Here is a 16,477-nt window from a genome sequence, read left to right as displayed (position 1 = left end):
ACCTACGAGGATGCGCTCATCGCGTTGATCGACGCAAAACGCAAGGGCAAGCAGCCGCCCAAACCGGTGCCCCCGCCCAAGGAGAACGTTATCGATCTGGCGTCGGTTCTCCGCAAGAGTCTCGCCAAGGAAGGGATCAAGGACCGCCCCAAAGCCAAAGCCGGACGCAAATCGGCATAGTCGCGGATCTGGTTGTCTGCTTTCTTCGAATTATGACCGAAAACGATCCTGTGCCGGGATCAGAAAAGATCGATTGGTCGCTCGGGCTCGGGGCTTCCGCCCGAGTCATTCGCGCGGTGCAGGGGCGCGTCGCCTTTAACCCCAAGATGCACGTCCCATCGACTGCGAAAAGGCGGGCTTTGCAGACAGGCGGTGACGGCTGCCGCCCCTCCAGTCAATAATGTGCTTCTTTTCACATGGAGATACTCACCGAAAGATACATTGATCAAATCATATTGTTCGATTTTGGGGTCGAAAGGGGAATCGCCAACATATGCACGTCGCAATAAGGAGAATTGGACGAGATGCAATTCATTGGGATAAATTGCACATAACGCAATGACTCGATGAATTGTAGGTTGAGCGGGCAACAAAGGCATTGCGAACATCTGTCGTCTTGTCTGTGATTTAACCATAGCTGGTACACGAAAAGGCAATTGGTGATCGTCGGGCCGGGCTAGCGCTATTCCTCCGCGGTTTGGAGATGGTGCGTCCGCTCCCGAATGTGCCCAGCGTCGCGATACAATCGGCGTGAGTTGGATGTCCAAGAGAGGGCTTGCAGTGCACCAACGTGCATATCTCGACGAGTGTTGGTGTTGCCGGAACCGTGGTCGACCAGGCAGGGAGAACTCAGATGTACACTCATATCCTCGTGAGCACGGATGGCTCCGACGTCGCCAGGAAGGGCGTTGAGCAGGGGATAGCCCTGGCGAAAGCCTTGGCTGCCAAGGCGACAGTTGTCACGGTCACGGAGCCAATGCTGATTGACTATGGAACCGGATTTACCTCCGGGTCTATTCCTTCGCAGGAGGAGGTTGATAGTTTTGAGGCCGCGAGCAAGGAATTCGCAGGGCAAGTCCTCGATCAAGTCAGGGAGGCAGCCGACCGGATGGGGGTTTCCGCAGAATTTCTACATGTCCCGGATACCTACCCGGCCAAGGCGATTATCGACACCGCCAAGTCACGAGGCTGCGACCTGATTGTGATGGCTTCCCATGGCCGTCGTGGCATCAGAAAGCTTTTGCTGGGAAGCCAGACGTCGGAGGTTCTCGCGGATGGAAGTGTGCCTGTATTGGTCGTGCGGTAGCCAAACGAAACCGGAGAAGCGCCGGCTTCCTTTACGCTCAACCTTCCAGAGAGACGGTGTCCTGTGACGAGGATGTCTCCACGCGTCGGCCTCGGCATTTAGAGGTGCCGCGCAATGGCATTCATGATTGCCGCAGGCTAGACAACGATAACGCGGGCACCGTTGCGCACCGTTCCGAAGAGTTCAAAAATATGCTCGTTCAACATCCTGATGCAGCCGGATGATGCAGCTTTTCCAATGGTCCACGGCTCATTGGTCCCATGAATGCGATACAGCGTGTCCTGGCCATTGCGATACAGATACAGTGCCCGGGCGCCGAGAGGATTGTTTGGGCCTCCCGGAACGCGCTGCGGCAAGGTCGGATTACGGCGTCGCATCTTGGCGGTGGGGGTCCAGATCGGCCATCGGGCTCTTCGTTCAACGATGGCCTCTCCACCCCATCTCTGTCCGTCCCGACCGACTGCGATGCCGAAACGGATCGCCCTGCCGGCGTCTTCGACATAGTACAGGAAGCGCTCCTGCTTGTTGATTAGGATTGTTCCGGCGGTTTCCCTACCCAAGTAAGGCACCGTTTGCCGACGGAATTGCTGGGGATGCGCGTCTTGTCTACGAGAGGGATGTCAAAAGGGTTTATCCGGAATTCTCCCGATATACCAACTCTTTTGGGAAGCTTCCGCATGCCCGGACAGCGCCAGAAATGATATTCCCCCAACGATCACGGATCGTCTGCTCAAAGAATTCACCAAATGAACCTCCGAAATTTAATGACTTCTTGGCTGGTATTTTATGAGCTTCGATGAGCCTGCGCTATCGGGACCAACATTTCTGACATCGGCCTCTCCGCTGAGGGTGCAATCTCATGCCATACGAGCGCCTCGTCAGACTGCGGGGTGTTCCCGGCGGGCAGTTCGAACCGGCGTCCAATCTCCAGCTTCGCCAAGGAATGGGTTCACTCTTGTCTTCGACAAGATTACCTCAGCCGAAGATTCCAATCACGTACTCGAAAGCTGATGGCTGAGAAGGCAATTGTTGGCCAGGAGGCTGTTCAGAGAAGGTTTGCCGTTGTTCGACCGCTCCGCCAACGGAGGGTGCTTGAGGCCCAGCCAGCCCGCCTCCCGCGCCTCTTTGGGCGAGATTCCGAACTCGCGCCTGAATGTCCGGCTATATGTCGAGGGATCCATGAAGCCCCACTCCTCCGCAATGCTCGAAATCGGGCGTCCATCCGCGATGTTTCCGAGCGCGTCCCTCGTTTTCAGCAGCCGCTGTCGCCGGATATAGTGCGAGATTCCTCCGGCTGGTTCGAAAATCCGATAAAGTCGAGAGCGTGAAATGCCGAGGTCTTGCGAGAGCTTTCCCGGTGTCAGATTCCGGTCGGCCAGATTGGCTATTATGATCTTGTTCGCGCGGGCCATGATGACCGCGTCGATCGGCTCCTGTGCTTCGAAAAAGTGATCCCGGGACGGGGAAATGCACGCGGCAAGCAGGCTGGTGGTCGCCGATGCGACATACGGGACGTCGCTTTCCGTGCGATGGGGGAAGGAATGATAGAGCAGCAGAACATAGTCGGCGACGAATGCGGCCATCTCGGGCCGGATATCGAGCGTGAAGGGTTGCGAGAAGGCGAAATCCCGCGGAAGGAATAGCGCAAGGACACCGTCATCCTCACCCTGGTCTTCATGGGGTGCACCCAGGCATTGCCAGCGCAGCTGTCCCATTCTTGGCGTGCCGCCGCCCGCGGGGATTGTCTGGGGCACCGAAAGAGCCCAGTGGTCGAACACCGGACTCTTTCTGCTGCGCCACCGCCGACGGTACCCCATCCCGGGATATTCGATGAAAGCCAGCACGAGGCTCTCCAACCGCCACGCCCGCTCGCGCGCAGAGAACGAGCCGAACTCGTCTCGCAGCAATTCGACGTCGGCTATATTTGAGTGCCAACTCCGGAAAAGGTCGAATTGCTCGGGCGGTGGCGCCTGCGAGGTATCAACGTCTACGACGCATCTTAGAGGTTCTGGGGTCCCGATCGTTTCGCTTTCGCTGACAATTGATGGCTTGTCTTGCATTGAGGCAAACTCATTGCTTGAAAGAGGGTGACGGCAACCCCATGGAATTCTCGATCAAGAGACCAGACGTATCGGGCTCATCCCCGGCGGATGTAGCCGCGGCGAGATCGAGGTTATGGGACTTGAAATCCCGACACCCGCACCTGCTTGGGTGGTATAGAACCAGTCGACAAGAACATCTCGCCCAGCCAGCAGAATCGATGATGTGCGGATGTCGGCAGCGTGTATGGCAACTGCTCCAGCGATCGGCTCGCCAAGAGTATCGCTTCGTACTGTTACCTCCATCACAAGCTCCTATCGAGCTAGTAGATCAACAATGAACGATGTGCTTTTCGCAAGGAGACGGTCCTGACAATTAAAAACCCAGAGTGGAGTTATCGAAAATCGTGATGCTAATGACGAGGACACGGCCGAGCTTAAACGGTCATCGATTTTTGAAAAATATGCGAGGAATCCATAATATGGGTTTGACGTATATTTCTTGTAGCTTGTGGGATGATCTCCAGGCGCCCCGACCTCTGCCAGGAATCCGTCACTGTCTTGAAGAAAGGGACAATCCCAATGAATTGTTGATCAGAAGGTTGCTCAGGATGCCAGCATCCGCGAGGGGCTCATCCACAGTCAGCCAGGTCGAATGCTTGACGCCCTGCCACCCGAGTTCGCGCGCTTCCCTTGGAGAGATGCCGAACTCTGTTTTGAACATCCGGCTGTAGGTAGACGGATCTTGGAAGCCCCATACTTCGGCAATGCTGGAGATCGTTCGCCTGTCCGAACTGTCCGCTAGAGCGTCGCGCGTTTTCAGCAGCCGCTTGCGCCGCACATAGTTGGACACACCGCCCACCGGCTCGAAAATCCGGTAGAGACGGGAGCGTGAGACACCGACCGCGCGGCAGAGTTTGTTGGGCGTCAAGTCGGGATCGCTCAACCTCTCTGCGATACGCTTGGCAATCCGAGCGGCAGACACCGCGTTCACAGGCCCTTGCGCCTCTGCCAGATGATCTTTTGTCGGCATAAGAGCAGCCGCGGAAATGTTGGCAGTCGCGGTGACGATATGGGGCAGATCCGCTTCTCTCAAATGAGGAAGTGAGCGGTGCAGCAGAACGGCGTAGTGCGCAAGAAAATCCAGTGCCTCGTCGCTGGCTTCGATTTTCGATGATCTGGTTGCCGGCCATGTGCGGGGCAGAAACAGTGTGATGAACAGATCATCGTTGCTCACTCCAACATCGGGCAAGGCCAGACACCTCATGCGGGGCCGACGAGATATCATCTCGCCGGCAGCAGACTGCGAGAACGGCACGGACAGCATCCAGTGATCCAACAGGGACCGTCTGCGATGTTCCCATTGTATCTCGTAGCCGGAGCCTGGGATTTCGATGGAACTCAACGCCAGATCGCCCAACTGCCATACCTGATGACGAGCCGGGAACACGGCGTGCTCGGCCCGAAGAAGCTGTATTTCGGCAACCCCGGCAAACCATGATCGATAGAAATCAAACTGTTCGGCTGGGGGTGCCGACAAGCTATTTACGTCGATGGCGCATCTTAGAGGCTCATCCGCAAAAGGGTCGGTGGGAATGCCGGCAGCGGTTACTCTCGCGTCCATAACAAACTCCTGTCGTACATGAGACGCCGAAGTATAGGCAGATCAAGAGGTCGGCAGGCCGTTTCCCGCAAGGAAACCGACAATAAAACACACCCTCAACCTGCCGCCGCGGATGAGATTGATTTTGAGGCAATCTTAAGCCGGAGATGCTCCCCTAGAGTGGGCTAGGAATCCCAAACGTAGACAATGCGTTTATTTCTCGTGAAAGCTGGGACAGCGTTTTCGCATCGTATTTACCCTTGCGACTATGGCCATTCTCATCGGCGCCGAGCGCGCCATGTGGAGTGACCTTGCGTTTCTCTTGCTTGCGACCAACCGGTCGGAAGGTTTGTTGCGGCCCCACTGAGGTCGCGCCATCAGAATCTCCTGACGGCCAACCAATTTCTATCCACTTTCCGACGGAGTGCCCGAAAGCTCTCGGAAAGGGGTGGTTCAGTAGGCAACTAGGCCGAATGCGGGCTGCACATAGCTGTGATGAGGCCCTACGCGTAGGTGTGTCGTTGGCTTTAGGATTCGCCGACCGCGGGGATCCGGCATTTCTGCCGACTGCCTCCGTCCACAGGAGCCGACGGCTTCATCGTCTTCCCATCCTGATCAAAATGCCTGAGGCACCGCGTTAACCAGCCTCGGATCGGCAGGTTTGAGCATCCCATCAGTCTGGTGCTGCGTGTCTCCAGAAGCGCCGACGCGCCTCACTGGGGGAGCATCCGAAGATTGACGTATAGGCTCCAGCGAAACGGCCCAGGTGCCAGAAACCAAAGCTCATGGCGATGTCGGTGATCGAGAGGCGATCGCCCTGCGTCAGGATAAGGCCGTGCGCGGCCCGAAGCCGCCGCTCCCGCTCGTAAGCTCGAGGGCTGACTCCCAGACGTTCCTGAAAGGCGCGCTCCAACATTCGCTCGCCAATGCCCAGTACCTCGCAGACTGCACTGACGGAAACAGGGCTATGAGGCCTTGCCTCCAGAATGGCCAGGGTGGCATCAACGATATCGCGCCGATCGCTGGAACCGAGGGCGCGGGGGGATGGTTGCTCCGTGAGGGAAAGCACCCGCGCGAGCGCGGCGCCCGCTTCGCTCGCCGCAACGGCCAGGCCGGCACTTAGGTCATAGCCACGCTGTGCTGCAGCTTCCGCGAACCCGACGGTTCGCAGCAGCCTCTGCTGAAGCTCCAGCTCGGCTCCTGCCGTGAGGCGTTGCTCATGTATCCCTGGCATCAGCGCGGTCCTCTGGCCCAGGTGGGAGGCTGATGCCGTGCGCAGAGACTCGAGCGCGGACCCACGCAGACCGATCCGCATGAGGCGATAGCTTCCTGGCATCTCCAGCTTGAATTCTGTTCCCGGGCCGATGATCCGCAACTGCGGTACTTCACTCCGTTGTCCGTTGAAGGTCGTGCCTTCGCCCCAGAGGAACACCGCCGTCAACGCATCGTCATTGATCGCCCCGGACATGGCGATGCCACCCTTGTCCCGCAAATCGAGGACGAACGCGTCGCCATAGTCTATCGTTGCAAGGCTCGATGCATGGCGCTGCTCGCCAATCTGCTGGATATGGAATTCCGCGTCGGGATCGGACTCGCGGGTGCGCGCGACCACGGAATTATACTGGCGGGCGTACCAGTTAGGAGCCTCCAACAACGAGGGCCTCTCCAAGTCTTTTGTCCGGACTGGAGTTGGACGCGATCGCTTTCGTCCAACTCGATAAGTCAAGCAACCGAGTCCGGCTTGTTTCTGCGGGCGATCTTTATAATCAGAAGAATGATTCCGATAGCAAAGAGAAGACAGCCAACCATGATGCTCGATGGAGAGCCATAGCGATAGCCCGATGCAAAAATGAGAAAGCCTATGAGCAAGAGGCCGATAGCTATCAATTTGTTTGCCAACAAGGCCTTGGTGTTTCCTTCCATTGTAGCAGCTCCTTAAAATTTGACGTTTCGAGGTGGTGTCGAGGGTCTTTCTGGCTTTCGCTCTATTCGGTCTTTTCTTCCGGCTCCCAGGAAGCCGACTGAACATTCGAGTCGAGCGCGAGGTGAACGACGACGCGTTCGACTGATTGCGCATCATCACGGTTGCTGAACAACGTTGCTTCTATTCTCATGGCGTCGCCCTCATTGATGGGATGGCTGTTAAGGGAGCGTAGGCGGAGGAGGTTTGTATTGATGGTCTGAAGCAGAATCGATCTGAGCAAATAAACATTATCTCGTGAGCATACGATCTCTATAGTGTACGTGTATTCGACGGCAGGTTGTTCCTGAGAGTGCCTTCGAAAGAATCTTGAGAAATTAGGAAGAAGCGAATTGAGTATAATAATGAGCATTGCGGTTTCCGCGGCCAGCAGCAGAAAGCCAAAGCCTACGAAGACCCCGACAGAGCCAGTGCTCCAGATCGTCGCGGACGTACTCAACCCTCTTATGTTGGAACCGTCCCTGATGATCAGGCCGGCGCCAAGGAAGCCAATGCCGGTTACGACCTGAGCCCCCATTCTAAGATCGAGACCTGAGCCAAGAGCGCCCGGCAGCGAGGAGTATGCCGCCGCGCCCAGTGCGACCAGCGCGTGCGTCACAAGTCCTGTATATTGTTGCCGGTACTGGCGTTCCGCACCGATCAGCGCGCCGAGCAGCAACGCAAGCACGAGCTTCAGCAGGATTGATTGAGTTATCGCGACTTCAGCTTCCAAATGTTCATTCCGTCTGATTCAAAATGCAGGGGCTTTCATCACATGGCGCCGATCTCGGACGCCGGCTGCTGGGACACGGATTGCCGGGATGCCGACCGCTTCAGGATTGTGAGCGGCAGATGGAGAACGAGGGAGGCGTTATCGAAGATGATCTGCCGGGTCTCTTCGGCTTTGTCTTCGACCGGCATATCTTCGTTCACGATGAGACGGCGCAGCAGGGGCCCGGACCTCAACAGCTTCATCAGTGTTTCCGACGTTGCAAAGCCGCTGTGGCCGCCGCCGTCCACGTCGGAAATGTCGATAACCTGAATGTCCTTTTTCTGGAGGAGCGGGATATCGAAGCCACTGCCGACTCGTGGCTGGCCACCTGCAATGCGCCGCGACAGGCTCAAGGCGCGATCTCGCCGAGAGACAACGATCGTGAAGGGGTGCGGCAGTTGGGGTATGTCCCTGACTTGGCTGCTGAAGACATCTGGATCGATATCGGGCGCGGCAAGCAAGACGCCGCGGATTCTTGAGGTAACCGCCGCCTTACCTTGCAATACAAGGGTGCGAAGCGCCTCCATTACGACATACGCGCCCATGGAATGGCCGACGATGAAAACACCGCTAGCGTTCGATCGAGCTGCGATTTCGATCGTTTCGGCCAAGCCGTCCCGCGCCTGGAGAGCGCTATCGCGATCGAAAAGATAGGCGCCGATAGATCCCGCCGACGCCCAGGAGAAATGAACCGGAACCGAGGAGATGCGGTAGTCGTGGACGACTTGGGCATTACGAAACAGGCCTTCGGCAAAATTGTTGTTGTAGCCGTGCACGAAGATAAACACCTCGCGCTCCGAAGGCGGACGCTTCGCCAGCATCCCGTTCAACCGACCTGCGAAGGATGCTCTGTTCTCGAAGCGGACAAGATCACGAGCGGAAAAATGGCGCTTCGGATCGGGTGATGTCGATGACGTCTCGACGACGCCCGGCCGGTGTGTGGCCGGCACGACGACAGTCAACTGCGAAAAACTCAACGTCGGGGAACGATCCCGCGAATAGGGCGGTTCGGAGGTGGGGAACCTTGTGCGCGTGGTGGCAATCAGGAAGGAAATAGCCGACATTTCGTTGCTAATTTGTACAGGCGAGGCAAGGCCCGTCACGGCTCTTGGACCGGCGCAGCTTTGCACCAGCAACGCCAGCGAGATAACCAACACAAATCGTCCTGCGGGGTTCTGCATGCTGCTGGCCGCGCCGGCTTATCTTCGTAAACTCACCAGCGTTTGGCCATCCTTGTCCAACAGTTGCACTCGTCCTGTCTGTGGGGCTTCAAAACGATGGACGGACCCGAGTGCCTTCAGAAGACTGCGCTCTTGATCCATGAGGGGCTGATCGCAGATCATCCTGGACGAGCCGGTTTCCGAGATCGTCAGCGCTTCTCCGGTCAAGGCGAAGCCGCCAAAGAACCGATTGCACGAGCCATTCCCATGGATGCGTCCATCTGGCTCGAAGGCAAGGGTGGGTTTCGAATCGGAGACCGTGGTTTCTTCTCGAATTTCGTCCACGAGCCAATCTCCGTGAAGGAGGTCGCCCGGCTCTCCGGCGCAGCCCCCAAATTTCCGGTCGCCAAGGATGACGGTCGCGGTTTGGGGGTATGGCATTCCGCTCATGGTATCGACGCATATTTTGGCAGCGATGGTCAGCGCGAGTTGCCGGCCGTCTACCGTCGCCAGATAGGTGTCGGCGTCGCCTTGCCTTGTGGGACGCGGAGCCGGCTGAACTGTGAAGGTCTCGCCCCCTAAGGCGTTAAAGCTGAGCGCGGTGTCCGAGATGCTGATTTGCCAACCGGGTTCGTTGCCGCGTGCAGCCAACGAGGCAGCCTCCGCATTGCTCGTTGCGGTGGCGTACAGCGACAACACCGCGAGCGAAGCGGCCAACGGCAAGGATGAGCAGGACTCTGGACTCACGGTTGCAGCCTCCAGACGATGCGTCACTGAACTCGAAGGCCGCCCGGAAACCGGCCTCTGGGGGCAACTTCGCCAAATATTGCGCCGAATGTACTTGCATCCGGCCGTCAGTCCATCGCCGCGGTTCGGAGAACGAGTCCATTCGGCGAAGAAATGGACGCAAAGCCAAGAATTGAGATTCCAAGAACATAAATGGTTGCCGCGGGCCATCTCGACCGCCCTTTGGCGAGAACGAACCTCAATGTGATGGTTCGATCGTGTCGAGGCGTTCCGTACGATCTCCCGGACGCCGGGACGACAGATACTCGGTTGCTTTCTGGACGACAAAATAGACGGAGGGGATGATCAACAGGCCAATCGTCGTAGCCGCGGCCATGCCCCCGAAAATTGTGACGCCAACAGCCCGCCGCGCGCCCGCGCCGGCGCCAGTCGACACGACAAGAGGAATGATCCCGAGGATGAAGGAAACCGCGGTCATCATGACGGCCCGGAAGCGCTGCTCGGCCCCGATCCGCGCCGCCTCCATTACGCTTAGTCCCTCATCGCGCCGCTCCTTGGCGAATTCCACGATCAGGATGGCATTCTTCGCCGCCAGTCCGATCAGCAGCACGATGGCGATCTGCACGTAGAGGCTGTTCTGCATCCCGAAGACCTTCAATGCCGCTATGGCGCCGAAGAGAGCCGCTCCGAGCGAAAGGATGACGATCAACGGAAGCGACCAGCTCTCGTATTGGGCGACAAGGAAGAGATAGGCAAAGAGGAACGCCAGCGCAAAGACCAGCCCCTCCTGGCCACTGCCGCGGCGCTCTTGAAACGACAGGCCCGACCACTCGAAGCCATAGCCATTCGGCAACAGCTGGGCCACTGTCTTCTCCATCGCGTCCATGGCGCCGCCGCTGCTGCTTCCAGGTGCGGTAATGGCGTTTATGGGAGCGGCGACCGAGAGATTGTAACGCTGGATGGCGAATGGCGACAGGATCGTCGTCAACGACGCCAGATTGTTCAAGGGCACCATGGTGCCGTTCCGGCTACGCACATGCAGGTTCAAGATGTCTTCCGCATGGGCACGGAAATCGGCATCGGCCTGCAGATTGACCTGGAACACGCGGCCATTGAGCGTAAAATCATTTACGTAGCGCGATCCGAAGGCCGCGCCGATGGTGGAATAGACGTCCGACACGCTTACCCCAAGCGCTTCGGCGCGCGTTCTGTCGACGTCGACATAGACCTGCGGGACATTGGCGCTGAAGGTGGTGGCGGCCCCGCCGAGCTCCGGCAGATGATTGAAGGCGCCAAGCAGGGCGCCGACGACCTGCGCGATCTCTTGTGGCGGCTGTCCTTCAAGCGCTTGCAGGCGGAAGTCCAGGCCACCGACCGAGCCGATGCCGGCAATCGCCGGCGGCGCGAACACGGCGACGTTCGCGCCCGGAATTTGGGAGAACTTCACCCGCAGCGCCTGCAGGATGCCGGCGAGCTGCAGTTCGCTGGACCTGCGCTCGTCCCAGGGCTTCAGCGCCGCGACCGCCATTGCGCCGCTCGGCGAACTCGTCGACTGAAGGATGCTGAACCCCGCAACCGTGATGACGTCTTGCACGCCTCCGGTGTCGGTCAGAATCTTGCGCACGTCCTCCACGATGGCTTTCGTGCGGTCGAGCGAAGCGGCATTGGGCAACTGGATGTCGACGAACAGCGCGCCTTGGTCCTCGTCGGGCAGGAAAGTCGACGGTAGCCCGGTGAAGATCAGATAGGCGGCGGCAAAACAGGCAAGCAATCCCGCCACCTGCACGTACCAATGCCGCACCAGAAACCCGACGAGGCGTCCATAGCCGTCGCGCGTCTTGTTCATGAATGCCGTGAACCAGGCCAGCGGGCCACGCTTGAAATGGCCCACATCGCGCCGCAAAAGCAGTGCGGCCAGCGCCGGGCTCAGGGTCAATCCGACAAAGGAGGAAATCACCAGCGCCGAAGACAGCGTCACGGCGAACTGCCGGTAGAGCTGGCCGCCTATGCCGCCGAGAAACGCAGTCGGCGTCACCACGGCAAGCAGCACCAAGGTCGTGGAAATGATCGGCCCGGTGATCTGGTGCATCGCCTTGCGCGTGGCGTCGGCGACCGCGATGTCAGGGGTATCCTCCAGCACATGCTTGACGTTCTCGACGACAAGGATGGCATCGTCCACCACCAGGCCGATCGCCAGCACCAGCGCCAAAAGAGAAATCATGTTCAGCGAATAGCCGGCGGCAAACAGCACCGCCAAGGCGCCGAGCATGGAAACCGGGATGGCAAGCGCCGAGATGAACGTGGCGCGCCAATCCTGCAGGAAGACGTAGGTGACTGCGAGAACGATCAGGAACGCTTCAAGCAGGGTTCTGGCCGTCAGCGAGATGCTGGCATTCACGAAGCGGGTCGCATCGTAGACGATGTGATACTGCATGCCTTTGGGAAAACGTGACGAGAGGCGCTCCAGTTCGGCGCGGACCGACGCCGCGGTCTGGATGGCGTTGGCGCCGGGCGACTGGTTGATCTGCATCATCGCCGAGGCGTGTCCGGCAAAGCTGGCGCTCGAAGCATAGCTTAGTGCGCCAAGCTCGAGCCGCGCGATGTCGCGCAGGTAGACCTTGGCCCCCGCCGAGCCCGTGCGCACGACGATGTCCCCGAATTCCTCGACGCTTCTCAGCCGCCCCTGCGCGACCAGAGTGTATTGCAGCTCCGAGCCCTGCGCCTGCGGGGGGGCGCCGGCCTGTCCGAGCGTCGCCTGGATGTTTTGCCGCTGGATGGCGGCCGAGACATCGTCGGGCGTCAGGCCAAGCGCGTCCATGCGCTGCGGGTTGAGCCACACCCTCATCGAGTATTCCGAAGCCCCGGCGACCGAGGCCTCGCCGACGCCCCGCACGCGCGATATCGTGTCGGCGACGGTCGTGGTGATGAAATTCGTGATCGCCAGCGCATCGAGGCTGTCGTCCGGCGAATAGAAAGCGATGCCGAGGATAAAATCCGGCGAGCGGGCACGCACGGAGACACCTTGCTGCGCGACCGCCGCCGGCAGGCGCGAGATCGCCAGCTGGGCGCGGTTCTGCACGTTGATCTGTGCTGTCTCGGGATCGGTTCCGACCTCGAAGGTCACCGATAGCGTGTATTGGCCGGCATTGGAGCTGGTGGACGACATGTACATCATGTGGTCCACGCCATTGATGGCCGTCTCCAGCGGGCCGCCCACCACGTCGGCGATGACTTCCGCGCTTGCTCCCGGATAGGAGGCCGACACCGTCACCGTTGGAGGGGTGATCTGCGGATACTGCTGTATGGGAAGGGAAAACACCGCGATCCCGCCGGCGATCGAAATGATGATCGAGACGACGATCGCGAGCCGGGTGCGGCTGATGAAGAGGTCCGAGATCATTGCGTACCCTCCGCTTCGCGGGGGGTGACCTGCTGACCATCGGAAACGCGTTGCAGGCCCTCGACGACGATCGTTTCGCCGCCTTCCAATCCGCTCGTCGCCGCCCAGCGATTGTCGATGCGCGCACCGGTCGTGATCGCCTGCCTGGTCACGGTATTGTTGTCGTTGAGCACGAAGACGAACTTGCCCTGGCGGTCTTGAAGAACGGACGCCATCGGCACCATCGGCAATTTCCTGGCTTCTTCGTCGACGATTGTTAGCCGGACGAACTGGCCAGGCGCCAATATGTGGTCCGGGTTGGGGAACAGCGCGCGGACGGCGACGGTACCGGTCTGCTGATTGACCTCGTTGTCGATGAACTGCACCCGCCCCGGTGAAGCAAATTGTGTGCCGTTGGCGAGAGACAGACTCAGGTGGAATTTGTTCGCATCGATCTTCTGGCCCCCGGCGAGTTTCTGCCTGATGTCGACCAAAGTGCTGTCAGCGATCGAGAATGCGACGCGGATAGGATCGAGCTGGACGATGCGCGCCAATGATCCGGAGCCGGGCCCCACGAGATTACCGCGCGTCGCCAGGGAGCGGCCGATGGTCCCATTGATGGGAGACTTGATCTGAGCATAGGAAAGATTGAGTTCGGCCGTATTGAGGGCTGCATTGGCGCTTTGAACATCCGCCGCGGCGACATCGAACGCAGCCTGCGCGTCATCCAACGTGGCCTGAGCAATAGTCCTGCGGCTGAGCAGGTCCCTGGCGCGTGAGAGGCTTTGTCGCGCGGCGTTGCGGGTGGCTTCGGTCCTGGCCACTTGCGCCTGTGCGGACATCACCGCCGCCGACAGTTGATCCGGCTCGATTTCGAAAAGCAGATCGCCCTCCTTCACGTGCTGGCCTTCCGAGAACCTGATCTCCTTGAGCAGGCCGGACGCGCGCGCCTGAATGTCGGCCGCATCGATCGCCTCGACCTGCGCGTTGTATGTCAGCGGCGCGTTTGCCGGACCGGACTGGACCTTCTGCACGACCACTGGCACCGTCGCCGCGGTCTGCGCACGTGCCGCTCCCGCGAAGCCGGCCACGCCGACTAGCAATGCGGCCGCCACGACCCTGGCTCGAAAGTCAAAATTGCTTTTCATCATCGTCGGATCCTGCTCTCAAGACAAAATCTTCGTCCTGCGCACGCTCAGCGCAATGACGAGATACGCCAGTCCAGCAATCATCATGGAAAATCCGGCCACCAAGCCAGTCGGCATCTCTCTGACGATCGGCCACTTCAGCAGTATGGAGAAAGCAGCGAATATGGCCACGATTCCGGAAACGGCGAACCAATACCAGCCGCCGACTTTCCTGACTTCAGCGGCGATGATTAATTGAAGAACACCGTGGACAAATAGTACAAACGCTATGAACAGTGATATTGCGGCCGATGCTTTGATAGGATTGAAGTAAATCATGATGCCGCCGATGAGCTCGAAGAAGCCGGTCAGTTCCTGCCACACGAAGCCCACCCAACTTTTGATCCAGAGCGATTGGATGACCTTGATGACGCCGACTGCCATCAGGGCCACGGCGAACACGACGTTGGATGCGAAATTGGAAACGCTGGGAACTGCGACTGAAAACACGCCGCCCGCAAGCAGGAGGAGCCCAAAGAGCAGAAACCTGCGCCACTTGCCCTGCTCGATTTCGGCCCGTTCATATGGCGTTGCAGGTGGGTGATCCGATTTTTCTGGCATGTCCCCGTTCCATGCAGGTTCTAAATATCGATCTCGCACCCTGCGGGCAGAGAAGAGAGCCGAGAGCGCTCAATGGAAAGTATCAGGAAGAAGTCTGCCGGACGGAGCGTCAGGAGCCTGTCTGGTTGCCTCGCGGCGAGATTTCCCGATGACGACGACTGCCTAGTCGAGATTTTCTCGCGGCCTTGCTTCGTCAGGACCATGAGGCCGTGTCGGATTAACTGATTGCTGGGAAGTGAAGGCGGCATACGGTTTTCCGCTGACTCTCAAAGGGTGCTCTTGTGAAGCCGGCCGTCCTTCATGATGACGACGAAGTTCTTATTTGGATCCTCGATCAGCCGGATGTCGTCGAGCGGGTTGCCGTCCACGACTAAGAGGTCCGCGAAAGCTCCTTCTTCGATGACGCCGAGCTTGCCCGGATAAGGGTTGCGCAGATTGGAGAGTGCGAGCAGTTCGGCATTGCCGGAGGTGGCCATCTGCAGGACTTCGGCGTTCTTGTACCAGTTGGCCAAATGCGTGAGCATCATGCTCTGGCGCGGACCCAACGCAGGCGAGAACAGCACGTCGGAACCCCAGGCCGTCTTGATGCCATGTTTGCGAGCAAAGGCATATATCCTCGGCGTCCCTGAGAAAAGCTCCTGGGCGCGGTCGGCGCTAGGTCCCGTCAGCGGGCCGGTGTCCTCCGCCGTCAGGAAGGGCTGGGTGCTTAGCCATGTGCCCTTCTCGGCGATCATCGCCGCCGTGTCCTCGTCCATCAGATGCGCGTGCTCGATCGACTGCACCCCAGCTGCCAGCGCGCGTCGTATCGCGCGAGACGTATAGGCGTGCACGGTAACGTAGGTGCTCCAATCCTGTGCCACCTCGACGCCTGCCCGCAGCTCTTCTTCGCTGAAGGTGACGATGTCCAGCGGACTGCGGGGCGATGATACGCCACCGCCGCCCACCAACTTTATCTGTGACGCGCCTTGGAGAAGCTGCTCCCGGATCCGCATCTTCAGGTCGCCGATATCGTCGACGATGGCCGCTCCCCCCAGGAGTTCACCTTTGCTGAGCTTGCCGCCGTCGCGCGGAATCTCGCTTGGCAGGCGAAGATCGGCGTGGCCCCCGGAGGTCGTGATCATCGCGCCGGAGGGATAGATGCGCGGGCCAGGGATCAGCCCGGTGTCGATAGCCTGCTTGAAGGAGAAGGAGGGACCTCCCAGATCGCGTATGGTGGTGAAGCCGCGACTGAGCGTGCGATCCGCCTCGGCGGTGGACGCTGCGAAGATAATCCCCGGGTCGCCGTTAAGCAGGATGTTGACCGGGACCGCCGCGAAGATCGCATGCCAATGCGCGTCGATGAGCCCTGGCATGAGGACGCCATTGCGGCATTTGATGACGGTGGCGTCCTCCGGGGGAGGGGCGTTCGTCATATCGATTCCGGAAATCCTGCCGCCCTCCACCAGGATTTGCGCTCCGTCCTTCACCGTACCCGACTTGCCGTCGAATAGCCGGACTTCGCGAAACAGGATCTTGGAAGGGGGCGCGGCCGTCTGCGCGAAGGACGGCTTTGTCAGCACCCCGGCGATGGCGGCAGCCCCGAAACCGGAGAGAAAACTACGCCTGGAAAAGGCCTCCAGACGACGAGAGACTCGTTGAAGATCGGGATTGAGACAACCGCAACCAGAACTGTGAACGAGGTGACCGTACTTCGAGCCTAGCCGCAGCATGTCTTTTGCTTTCGGTTGAGCGACACTGACACCTGCCGGACGGCGCTTCGTGTC

Annotated in this window: 13 protein-coding genes and 1 pseudogene; 2 read left to right on the top strand and 12 right to left on the bottom strand. The window is 59.2% G+C overall.

The genetic code is table 11. The annotated features are described in order from the left end of the window. A pseudogene (locus tag FJ949_RS22990) lies at window positions 1–180 on the top strand (Ku protein); the annotation flags it as partial. 673 nt (window positions 181–853) lie between these two features. Next, window positions 854–1,306 (top strand): universal stress protein, encoded by a 453-nt coding sequence (locus tag FJ949_RS22985; protein ID WP_140499425.1) that lies wholly within the window; start codon window positions 854–856, stop codon window positions 1,304–1,306. Window positions 1,307–1,443: 137 nt separating this feature from the next. Here FJ949_RS22985 and FJ949_RS22980 read toward each other — a convergent pair whose 3' ends face one another. The 12 genes from FJ949_RS22980 to FJ949_RS22925 all read right to left on the bottom strand — a co-directional run bounded on the left by FJ949_RS22980 (window position 1,444) and on the right by FJ949_RS22925 (window position 16,423). After that, a complete protein-coding gene (locus tag FJ949_RS22980; protein ID WP_224646872.1) occupies window positions 1,444–1,866 on the bottom strand; it encodes a L,D-transpeptidase in 423 nt (140 codons plus the stop codon). A 432-nt stretch (window positions 1,867–2,298) separates the two neighbouring features. Next, the gene (locus tag FJ949_RS22975) at window positions 2,299–3,366 is read right to left on the bottom strand and encodes a helix-turn-helix domain-containing protein (RefSeq protein ID WP_140499423.1); all 1,068 of its coding nucleotides are present in this window, start codon (window positions 3,364–3,366) and stop codon (window positions 2,299–2,301) included. 532 nt (window positions 3,367–3,898) lie between these two features. Continuing rightward, on the bottom strand, window positions 3,899–4,969 hold the full coding sequence (locus FJ949_RS22970; protein WP_140499421.1) for an AraC family transcriptional regulator: 1,071 nt from the start codon (window positions 4,967–4,969) through the stop codon (window positions 3,899–3,901). Between the two features lie 652 nt (window positions 4,970–5,621). After that, window positions 5,622–6,560 (bottom strand): AraC family transcriptional regulator, encoded by a 939-nt coding sequence (locus FJ949_RS22965; protein ID WP_140499419.1) that lies wholly within the window; start codon window positions 6,558–6,560, stop codon window positions 5,622–5,624. A 110-nt stretch (window positions 6,561–6,670) separates the two neighbouring features. Continuing rightward, entirely contained in the window at window positions 6,671–6,871 is a 201-nt protein-coding gene (locus FJ949_RS22960; protein ID WP_140499417.1) for a hypothetical protein, read from the bottom strand. 62 nt (window positions 6,872–6,933) lie between these two features. Continuing rightward, the gene (locus FJ949_RS22955) at window positions 6,934–7,641 is read right to left on the bottom strand and encodes an MgtC/SapB family protein (RefSeq protein ID WP_181172138.1); all 708 of its coding nucleotides are present in this window, start codon (window positions 7,639–7,641) and stop codon (window positions 6,934–6,936) included. A gap of 38 nt (window positions 7,642–7,679) precedes the next feature. Further along, window positions 7,680–8,861: an alpha/beta fold hydrolase gene (locus tag FJ949_RS22950; protein WP_140499415.1), complete on the bottom strand. Its 1,182-nt coding sequence runs from the start codon at window positions 8,859–8,861 to the stop codon at window positions 7,680–7,682. Between the two features lie 18 nt (window positions 8,862–8,879). Beyond that, entirely contained in the window at window positions 8,880–9,491 is a 612-nt protein-coding gene (locus FJ949_RS22945; protein WP_181168607.1) for an META domain-containing protein, read from the bottom strand. A gap of 334 nt (window positions 9,492–9,825) precedes the next feature. After that, the gene (locus FJ949_RS22940; RefSeq protein ID WP_140499411.1) at window positions 9,826–12,987 is read right to left on the bottom strand and encodes an efflux RND transporter permease subunit; all 3,162 of its coding nucleotides are present in this window, start codon (window positions 12,985–12,987) and stop codon (window positions 9,826–9,828) included. After that, on the bottom strand, window positions 12,984–14,114 hold the full coding sequence (locus FJ949_RS22935) for an efflux RND transporter periplasmic adaptor subunit (protein WP_224646870.1): 1,131 nt from the start codon (window positions 14,112–14,114) through the stop codon (window positions 12,984–12,986). The genes FJ949_RS22940 and FJ949_RS22935 overlap by 4 nt, the downstream gene beginning before the upstream one ends. An 18-nt stretch (window positions 14,115–14,132) precedes the next feature. Continuing rightward, window positions 14,133–14,714 carry an HdeD family acid-resistance protein gene (locus tag FJ949_RS22930; protein WP_140499407.1) on the bottom strand — a complete coding sequence of 194 codons (582 nt, stop codon included), beginning with the start codon at window positions 14,712–14,714 and terminating at the stop codon, window positions 14,133–14,135. Between the two features lie 266 nt (window positions 14,715–14,980). Further along, window positions 14,981–16,423 carry an amidohydrolase family protein gene (locus FJ949_RS22925; RefSeq protein WP_140499405.1) on the bottom strand — a complete coding sequence of 481 codons (1,443 nt, stop codon included), beginning with the start codon at window positions 16,421–16,423 and terminating at the stop codon, window positions 14,981–14,983. Window positions 16,424–16,477: the final 54 nt, after the last annotated feature.

The sequence above is a fragment of the Mesorhizobium sp. B2-4-1 genome, from assembly GCF_006442185.1.
In the GTDB taxonomy this organism is placed as follows: domain Bacteria; phylum Pseudomonadota; class Alphaproteobacteria; order Rhizobiales; family Rhizobiaceae; genus Mesorhizobium.
Note: the sequence above shows the minus strand (reverse complement) of the source record. Positions and strands in the feature narration are given on the sequence as shown.

Excerpts from the sequence above, each read along its gene's own strand:
- FJ949_RS22930 (WP_140499407.1), bottom strand. The coding sequence starts at position 14,714 with ATGCCAGAAAAATCGGATCACCCACCTGCAACGCCATATGAACGGGCC.
- FJ949_RS22960 (WP_140499417.1), bottom strand. The coding sequence starts at position 6,871 with ATGGAAGGAAACACCAAGGCCTTGTTGGCAAACAAATTGATAGCTATC.
- FJ949_RS22970 (WP_140499421.1), bottom strand. The coding sequence starts at position 4,969 with ATGGACGCGAGAGTAACCGCTGCCGGCATTCCCACCGACCCTTTTGCG.
- FJ949_RS22975 (WP_140499423.1), bottom strand. The coding sequence starts at position 3,366 with ATGCAAGACAAGCCATCAATTGTCAGCGAAAGCGAAACGATCGGGACC.
- FJ949_RS22925 (WP_140499405.1), bottom strand. The coding sequence starts at position 16,423 with ATGCTGCGGCTAGGCTCGAAGTACGGTCACCTCGTTCACAGTTCTGGT.
- FJ949_RS22950 (WP_140499415.1), bottom strand. The coding sequence starts at position 8,861 with ATGCAGAACCCCGCAGGACGATTTGTGTTGGTTATCTCGCTGGCGTTG.
- FJ949_RS22935 (WP_224646870.1), bottom strand. The coding sequence starts at position 14,114 with ATGAAAAGCAATTTTGACTTTCGAGCCAGGGTCGTGGCGGCCGCATTG.
- FJ949_RS22985 (WP_140499425.1), top strand. The coding sequence starts at position 854 with ATGTACACTCATATCCTCGTGAGCACGGATGGCTCCGACGTCGCCAGG.
- FJ949_RS22940 (WP_140499411.1), bottom strand. The coding sequence starts at position 12,987 with ATGATCTCGGACCTCTTCATCAGCCGCACCCGGCTCGCGATCGTCGTC.